Genomic DNA, 7794 nt, shown 5'->3' on the forward strand with positions numbered 1-7794 from the left:
GAGACAGGCAACCGACTGTTTTCTGTAGAAAACTATAAACAAGCGAACCAATTTCCTCTAAGGGGGACACACTTATTGTCTTTTCTTCCCTGGTGTGGGATGAAATCATAAGACGAAAAAAAACCACAAGTCGTTTAACTTGTGGCTTCTTCACTCATTAATGATACGCATAGCGTTTAAAGAATGAGTTGGCGGAACGGACGGGACTCGAACCCGCGACCCCCTGCGTGACAGGCAGGTATTCTAACCAACTGAACTACCGCTCCGTATTGTGTTCCCGCTGGGAACGAGGCGAATATTACGGTTTGCTGTGTCGCCCGTCAACGCTTTTTGTCACCTTTTGAATCAGTTGCTGCAAAAATCGCCCGAAGGATGATTTTTACCGCGTAAAAAGGGCTGAATTATGCCCGCCAAAGGCAACTTCCGCCCTTTTTCTGCACCAGATCAAGCCGCGATTCATGCGCAGCCAACTCTTCATCAGAGGCAAAAACGACCCGTAACCGGCTGGCCTGACGAACGATTCGCTGAATTGTCGCTTCACCTTGCTGACGTTGCGTCTCTCCTTCCATCGCAAACGTCATGGACGTTTGTCCGCCCGTCATCGCCAGATACACTTCGGCAAGAATCTGAGCATCGAGCAATGCCCCGTGCAAAGTACGTTTGCTGTTATCTATCTCATAACGCGAACACAGCGCATCAAGGCTGTTACGCTTGCCGGGGAACATTTTCCGCGCCAACGCCAGGCTGTCGGTAACTTTGCAGAAGGTATTAGTTTTAGGAATATCGCGTTTAAGCAGACCAAACTCATAATCCATAAAGCCGATATCGAACGATGCGTTATGGATGACCAGCTCCGCGCCGCGGATATAATCAAGAAACTCATCGACCACATCAGCAAAAACCGGTTTATCCAGCAGAAACTCATCGGCAATACCGTGTACGCCAAAAGCTTCCGGATCGACAAGGCGATCCGGCTTCAGGTAAACATGAAAATTGTTGCCGGTCAGACGACGGTTTATCACCTCAACCGCACCGATCTCAATAATCTTGTGACCTTCATAGTGCGCGCCTATCTGGTTCATACCGGTGGTTTCGGTATCGAGGACAATCTGTCGTGTAATTGCAGTGCTCATATCGGTCATTTATGTCAGACTTGCGTTTTGTTATCGATTTCAATTACAGGAAGTCTACCAGAGATGCTTAAACAGGTAGAAATTTTCACCGATGGCTCTTGCCTGGGGAATCCAGGGCCTGGTGGTTATGGCGCTATCTTACGCTATCGCGGCCATGAAAAAACGTTTAGTGAAGGTTACACCCTGACCACCAATAACCGTATGGAACTGATGGCGGCGATCATCGCGCTTGAAGCCTTAAAAGAACATTGCGAAGTTATATTGAGTACCGACAGCCAGTATGTGCGGCAGGGAATTACCCAATGGATTCATAACTGGAAGAAACGCGGCTGGAAAACAGCGGAAAAGAAACCCGTAAAAAATGTCGATCTCTGGAAACGTCTCGATGCTGCGTTAGGCCAGCATCAGATCAAATGGGTATGGGTCAAAGGCCATGCAGGCCATCCGGAAAACGAACGTTGCGATGAACTGGCGCGCGCTGCGGCAATGAATCCCACGCAGGAAGATAGTGGCTACCAGGCAGAAGCCTAGCCATCCGGTTTGCGATATTGCCGCGTGGCACCAACGGTCTGGCGAATGGGGGCTTTACTTTTATTATGTCGTAGAGGATTGAGCGTAAGCGGGATGGTCCGCTTACGGGCCACAATAAGCTGTAAACAGCCCAGAGCCGGGATATGCGTATTTAAAAGCCGCCCCCCCTGCTTTTTCCAGGGTAAGACATGAAAACGGCTATAGTGCAACACTTCGAAATTGAGTAAAGACAGCCAGTCCAGTTGCCGCATAAGGGTAAACATCCGACTATTATAGGGCGGTGATTTACGTAAAACGGGTACCAGTTTGCGCAATCCCATCAAACTGAGCGGGTTAAATCCACTGATGACCAGCCAACCGTCGTCAATCAATACGCGGTCGGCTTCCCGCAGTAAACGGTGTGGGTCGGCACACCACGGCAAAGTATGCGCCAGCAGACAAACATCGACGGATTTATCCGCAAAAGGAAGATGTAGCGGATCGGCCAGAACCTGCATCGGCGACCCCTGCGATGAAACATTCACCTGATGGGAGACCGCGCACGCTTCGGAATTGATTTCTGCGCTTAAATTACCGATTTTAAGCAAATGGAAACCATACATTTTTGCAAGCCACGGATTTAGCTGCTGTTCCAGCGCCTCACGGTAGTAATTGCCCCAGGGCAAATCCCCCCAACATCCGGGCGCAACGACAGTTTGAGAGAGCCTTGCCGGTTTCATCACAACCTTCCACTAATTATTTGAGAGGTAATATATGAATCTTAACAGTATTCCCGCATTTCAGGACAATTACATCTGGGTGCTGACCAATGATGAAGATCGCTGTGTGATTGTTGATCCCGGCGAAGCTGCGCCGGTCTTAAAGGCCATCGCTGAACATAAGTGGATTCCGGAGGCGATTTTCCTGACGCATCACCATCACGACCATGTTGGCGGAGTAAAAGAGCTGTTGCAACATTTCCCGCAAATGACAGTTTATGGACCGGCGGAAACGCAAGACAAGGGAGCAACCCATCTTGTTGGCGATGGCGATATTATCCTCGTTTTAGGACATAAATTTAGTATATTTGCCACGCCGGGTCACACGTCAGGACACATCTGTTACTTTAGCCATCCTTACCTATTCTGTGGCGACACGCTGTTCTCCGGCGGCTGCGGCCGACTGTTTGAAGGCACGCCATCACAGATGTATCAATCACTTATGAAAATAAACTCCCTACCTGACGACACACTCATTTGTAGCGCTCACGAATATACTTTAGCTAATATTAAGTTCGCATTGAGCATACTTCCGCACGATTCGTTCATAAATGAATATTATCGTAAAGTTAATGAGTTACGTGTAAAAAAACAAATGACATTACCCGTTATTCTTAAAAATGAGCGTAAGATTAATCTTTTTTTAAGAATTGAAGATATTGATTTAATTAATGAAATTAACAAAGAAACAATATTGCAACAACCAGAAGCGCGTTTTGCATGGTTAAGGTCAAAGAAAGACACGTTCTGATAATTCTTACTTGTCATTCGCTAACTTCGCCGTTATGATCGGTCGTCTTTTAAGCAACTATTGACACACACATGAAGGCAAAAGCGATATTACTCGCCTCTGTCCTGCTTGTGGGGTGCCAGGCGTCTCAGAACACTGGCAACGTCCAACAGCACGCACAGAGCCTTTCTGCAGCTGGTCAAGGGGAAGCAGGAAAGTTTACGAGTCAGGCACGATGGATGGACGACGGAACGTCTATCGCGCCAGATCAAGACTTGTGGGCTTTCATTGGCGACGAGCTAAAGATGGGAATTCCGGAAAACAGCCGGATTCGCGAACAAAAACAGAAGTATTTACGCAATAAGAGCTATCTCCACGATGTAACTTTACGGGCAGAGCCGTATATGTACTGGATAGCGGGGCAGGTTAAGAAACGTAACATGCCTATGGAGCTGGTACTACTACCCATAGTGGAGAGCGCTTTTGATCCTCACGCAACGTCTGGCGCCAATGCCGCAGGCATCTGGCAGATCATACCGAGCACAGGGCGCAATTATGGTTTAAAGCAGACCCGTAATTATGACGCGCGTCGCGATGTTGTAGCCTCTACGACCGCCGCGCTAGACATGATGCAGCGTCTGAACAAAATGTTTGACGGCGACTGGCTGTTAACCGTTGCAGCGTATAACAGCGGCGAAGGCCGTGTTATGAGGGCAGTTAAAGCAAACAAAGCGCGTGGAAAACCGACGGATTTCTGGTCGCTTTCTTTGCCCAGGGAAACAAAAGTCTACGTACCTAAAATGCTGGCATTGAGTGAGATTCTCAAAAACAGCAAACGCTACGGCGTACGTCTGCCAACAACAGATGAAAGCCGGGCGTTGGCGCGAGTTCGTTTAAACAGTCCAGTTGAAATGGCCCAGGTTGCGGATATGGCGGGCATGTCTATCAGCAAGCTGAAGACATTTAATGCCGGTGTAAAAGGGTCTACCTTAGGTGTAAGCGGTCCGCGATATGTTATGGTGCCCAAAAAGCATGCCGAGCAGTTGCGTGAGTCGCTGGCTTCCGGTGAGATTGACGCCGTTCAGTCTCGACTGATCGCCGACAATACGCCGTTGAATAGCCGTAGCTATAAGGTGCGCTCTGGCGATACGCTTTCCGGTATTGCTTCGCGTCTTGGCGTAAGCACGAAAGACTTGCAGCAGTGGAATAATCTGCGTGGTTCCCGCCTGAAAATCGGGCAAAGCCTGACTGTGGGCGCTGGCAGCAGCGCACAACGACTGGCAAACAATAGCGATAGCATTACCTATCGTGTCCGTAAAGGCGATTCGCTTTCCAGTATCGCCAGACGTCACGGGGTGAATATCAAAGATGTGATGCGTTGGAACCATGATACGGATAATCTACAGCCGGGCGATCAGCTTACGTTGTTTGTGAAGGACAATAGCACGCCAGACTCCTGATATTGTCCTACGAAAAAGCCCAAAGGCGCCGCTTCCCCCGGCGCCTTTTATAATTGTTATACCGCCTTATACGCTTCCAGCATGATAGTATCACTGCTAAACGAGCCGTCATCCTGCAACTCAAAATAACGCTTCACCTCTGCCGATGCGCTCGCCTGATACAATCGAATCGCCTCAACCAGTGCCGCTGGTGTACGCATCCGCGTTACCCATGAGCGAAACTCCAGCGATAAACGATCGGTTACCACGGTATTCGTTACCAGCATCGCTTTATTGATCATCGCCAGCCATTCACCACTGGAATAGTTACGGACATGCGATGTGTCGCGTAACGCCTCCACCGTTTGCAGCCAGATATCGCGTACAGGATGTCCTGGCGACATGACATCCATGATAATCAGCACACCGCCGGGTTTTAATACTCGATTAACCTCACGCAATGCCTGACCAACGTCGTGCCAGTGATGCGCGGAATAGCGGCTAATCACCACCTCAAATGACGAATCTTCAAAGGGCAGTTTTTCTGCATAACCTTGCCGGAGAGTAATATTACTTAAATGTCTTTCTTCCGCCGCTCCGGCGACGACCTCAAGCATGCTGGCTGACAAATCGTATGCCACGACCGAGTTGACATATTGCGCGGCGACAAAACTGGCGTGTCCAGCCCCACATCCCATATCCAGTACACTCGCCAGGGAAAAGCCAGACAACCTTTGTGCCAGCCGCGCTAAGTCACGCCCCTCTGCGTGAACGGTGCTATGTAAATAAGCGTTCGCCTGTGAACCAAACTGCTTTTCAACATTGTCATGGTGGGAGTGCGTTGTCATGGTATTGCCCTTCTGTTATGGGAAAAGTAGAGGGCAGCACCCGTTGAGGTCTGCCCCACGGCAGACCTGACTCACCTTTATTGCTCAGGTTTGCCGGGACTGAATTCAACGAGTAGCGGATTGTGATCGGAAGCGCGCGTCACCAGTACGGAGGCTTCACTCACGTTTAAACCACGATAAAAAACAAAATCCAGCGGTCGTCCAAACGCACGACGGCGCTGATCGTCAGTAAAACGCACCTGGCGCAGTGACATCTCACGCGCAAAGCGGTACAACGCATTCATACGTGGGCGACTCCAGGCATTAAAATCACCCGCCATAATGACAGGGCCGCTATGATGCGCAATCTGGTCGCCGATCGGAAGTAACTGCTTACTGTACACGTCAACGCCCAGACTAAAATTTACCGCATGAACATTTACTACCATTAATAAACGGGTATCCGGCAATGGATATACCGTCACCAGAGCTGATTTCGCCAAACGTAAAATCGGTTCTCTTTCCCGTAAAGGGCAGCAGTAAACTGGATGGGCGGCAGAAAGCGTCATGACGCCAGACGGATGCTGAGGTAATACAAAAGCGGGAACCTGGTCGGCAGCAAGATAGTTAGCGGTGGCAAACTGTACCAGTTCAGGCGTCGTCTGCGCCTCCTGCAACAGGACCAGATGCGCATCTTTGCCGTAGTTCTTCAGCACCGATAACCATTCGGCCCGCTGTTGCTTGAATATATTCCACACGAGGATACGGATTCGATCTTCACTGCTTAGCGGTTCCCCGGCGGGCAATGCCTGGCCAATGCTCGCAAACGACCCTGGTGGTAAAATCCGTTCGGCGGGCTGTCCGGCAACATAGCGCATCGCATAGGTGTTTTTTCGCACTTTTGACTTTCAAACCTCTATAACGTCAACCAATCCGGAAACGGAATGGTTATTCTGTTATAGGGATTTTAGCGCAGACTTTCAATGTACAATTGCCTATTGTTAAGTTTGCAAGCACTTACATCATCATTTATCTGCCAAAACCATCAACGCTACGTCTGACAGCAATCGGATGACATGTTGCGCCAACGAATGTTTTAATAACGAAATTCAACGTAAAGCCAAACTACAGGTACAAATTTGAAAGCGACATCAGAAGAACTTGCCATTTTCGTAGCCGTAGTTGAAAGCAGGAGTTTTAGTCGCGCCGCAGAACGGCTGGGACAGGCCAATTCCGCAATTAGCCGTTCAGTAAAAAAACTGGAAATGAAGCTGGGCGTCAATCTGATTAACCGAACGACAAGGCAGCTTAGTCTTACAGAAGAAGGCGAACGCTATTTTCGCCGCGTACAGATAATATTGCAGGAAATGGCCGCTGCTGAAACGGAAATAATGGAAACCCGCAATACGCCTCGCGGTTTACTGCGTATTGATGCCGCCACGCCAGTTATCCTGCATTTTCTGATGCCGTTGATAAAACCTTTCCGTGAGCGCTATCCGGAGGTCACGCTGTCGCTGGCCTCCTCAGAAACATTTATTAATCTTATAGAACGAAAGGTCGATGTCGCGATACGTGCTGGTACTCTGACCGATTCCAGCTTACGTGCTCGTCCTTTATTTACCAGCTACCGAAAAATAATTGCGTCTCCTGATTACATCGCTCGCTACGGCACCCCCACAAACGTCGAAGAACTGAAGCAACATGTATGCCTGGGATTCACCGAACCGCTTTCGCTCAATACCTGGCCAGTTGCTTGCTGCGATGGGCAGTTGTATGAAATTCATAGCGGGATTTCCTCTAACAGCGGGGAGACGTTGAAGCAGCTTTGCCTTAGTGGGAATGGTATCGCCTGCCTGTCAGACTACATGATCGATAAAGAGATCGCACAAGGCATGTTGGTAGAGTTGATGGCAGATAAACGGTTACCGGTAGAAATGCCCTTCAGTGCCGTTTACTACAGCGATCGTGCCGTCAGTACCCGGATACGGGCCTTTATTGATTTCCTCAGCGAGCATGTAAAAGCAGCATCAGAAAATACGGCCAAAGGGAGCTAAAATGCGGAAGACTATTGCCAGAAGAGCAACGATAAACAATAGACAAGAAAAAAGCCCTGAACATATGCACAGGGCTCTTAATAAGTGGCGGAACGGACGGGACTCGAACCCGCGACCCCCTGCGTGACAGGCAGGTATTCTAACCAACTGAACTACCGCTCCACCGAATTCTTTTACTTTACTACCACCGGCTGTCACTCCGGATTACTGCAATTTGATGCCTGGCAGTTCCCTACTCTCGCATGGGGAGACCCCACACTACCATCGGCGCTACGGCGTTTCACTTCTGAGTTCGGCATGGGGTCAGGTGGGACCACCGCGC

The 7794-nt window shown here is 49.4% G+C and carries 8 protein-coding genes, 2 tRNA genes and 1 rRNA gene; 4 read left to right on the forward strand and 7 right to left on the reverse strand.

The window, feature by feature from the left end:
• Positions 1–189 precede the first annotated feature (189 nt).
• Together AC3G3F_RS16455 and dnaQ are read right to left on the reverse strand one after the other, a co-directional pair.
• Positions 190–266 (reverse strand) — tRNA-Asp (locus AC3G3F_RS16455).
• A gap of 135 nt (positions 267–401) precedes the next feature.
• A complete protein-coding gene (dnaQ, locus tag AC3G3F_RS16460; protein ID WP_023177499.1) occupies positions 402–1133 on the reverse strand; it encodes a DNA polymerase III subunit epsilon in 732 nt (243 codons plus the stop codon).
• Between the two features lie 63 nt (positions 1134–1196).
• On the opposite strand from dnaQ, the gene rnhA reads away from it, so the two are divergent.
• Positions 1197–1664, forward strand: coding sequence for a ribonuclease HI (gene rnhA, locus AC3G3F_RS16465; RefSeq protein ID WP_023248846.1), 468 nt, complete (start codon positions 1197–1199; stop codon positions 1662–1664).
• On the opposite strand, the gene AC3G3F_RS16470 is transcribed toward rnhA, so the two are convergent.
• Positions 1661–2383, reverse strand: a complete 723-nt coding sequence (locus tag AC3G3F_RS16470; RefSeq protein ID WP_023248845.1) for a class I SAM-dependent methyltransferase — start codon at positions 2381–2383, stop codon at positions 1661–1663. The two genes, rnhA and AC3G3F_RS16470, sit on opposite strands and share 4 nt — an antisense overlap.
• A gap of 34 nt (positions 2384–2417) precedes the next feature.
• Here AC3G3F_RS16470 and gloB point away from each other — a divergent pair, with 34 nt between their 5' ends.
• Positions 2418–3173 carry a hydroxyacylglutathione hydrolase gene (gene gloB, locus AC3G3F_RS16475; protein WP_023248844.1) on the forward strand — a complete coding sequence of 252 codons (756 nt, stop codon included), beginning with the start codon at positions 2418–2420 and terminating at the stop codon, positions 3171–3173.
• Between the two features lie 71 nt (positions 3174–3244).
• Positions 3245–4612: a murein transglycosylase D gene (mltD, locus tag AC3G3F_RS16480; protein WP_488395349.1), complete on the forward strand. Its 1368-nt coding sequence runs from the start codon at positions 3245–3247 to the stop codon at positions 4610–4612.
• Positions 4613–4668: 56 nt separating this feature from the next.
• On the opposite strand, the gene AC3G3F_RS16485 is transcribed toward mltD, so the two are convergent.
• Positions 4669–5439: a class I SAM-dependent methyltransferase gene (locus tag AC3G3F_RS16485; RefSeq protein WP_023248842.1), complete on the reverse strand. Its 771-nt coding sequence runs from the start codon at positions 5437–5439 to the stop codon at positions 4669–4671.
• A gap of 77 nt (positions 5440–5516) precedes the next feature.
• Positions 5517–6317 carry an endonuclease/exonuclease/phosphatase family protein gene (locus AC3G3F_RS16490; RefSeq protein ID WP_023177512.1) on the reverse strand — a complete coding sequence of 267 codons (801 nt, stop codon included), beginning with the start codon at positions 6315–6317 and terminating at the stop codon, positions 5517–5519.
• A 240-nt stretch (positions 6318–6557) separates the two neighbouring features.
• Between AC3G3F_RS16490 and yafC the strand changes: the two genes are divergently transcribed.
• Positions 6558–7472, forward strand: a complete 915-nt coding sequence (yafC, locus tag AC3G3F_RS16495; protein ID WP_023248841.1) for a DNA-binding transcriptional regulator YafC — start codon at positions 6558–6560, stop codon at positions 7470–7472.
• 85 nt (positions 7473–7557) lie between these two features.
• On the opposite strand, the gene AC3G3F_RS16500 is transcribed toward yafC, so the two are convergent.
• Together AC3G3F_RS16500 and rrf are read right to left on the reverse strand one after the other, a co-directional pair.
• Positions 7558–7634: transfer RNA gene (locus AC3G3F_RS16500), tRNA-Asp, on the reverse strand.
• Positions 7635–7691: 57 nt separating this feature from the next.
• Positions 7692–7794: ribosomal RNA gene (gene rrf, locus AC3G3F_RS16505) — 5S ribosomal RNA — on the reverse strand; the annotation flags it as partial.

The sequence above is a fragment of the Salmonella sp. FC25216 genome, from assembly GCF_057751355.1.